The following is a 271-nucleotide window of genomic DNA, read 5'->3' on the forward strand; positions in this document are numbered from 1 at the left end:
GCGGACTTGTCGTGCGAACAAGGTCAAGAATTGCGTCAGAAAACCGCGATTTTAAAGCAAGGAAGGCTACTCTTGTGTCCGCCGATATTCCCGTCATTGGGCTGAAAAACAAAAGCCCCGCTTCCGCTTCGGAAATTTTAGCAGGTGTTTTAAATAGCCAGTGCTGCCAATCATGGAATGGATTATCTGGTTGGGGAAAATACTTGCGGCAAGGGAGCGGTTCAACAGGTTTATCCTTTAAGCGGAACAGGTTTTAAGATAACCACCGCGA

The 271-nt window shown here is 47.2% G+C and carries 1 protein-coding gene; it reads left to right on the forward strand.

The genetic code is table 11. From position 1 onward, the window contains the following. Positions 1 to 11: 11 nt before the first annotated feature. Positions 12 to 257: a hypothetical protein gene (locus ACYVTD_RS19100; protein ID WP_461249152.1), complete on the forward strand. Its 246-nt coding sequence runs from the start codon at positions 12 to 14 to the stop codon at positions 255 to 257. The last annotated feature ends 14 nt before the right edge of the window (positions 258 to 271 follow it).

This window comes from Treponema sp. R6D11 (assembly GCF_054786075.1).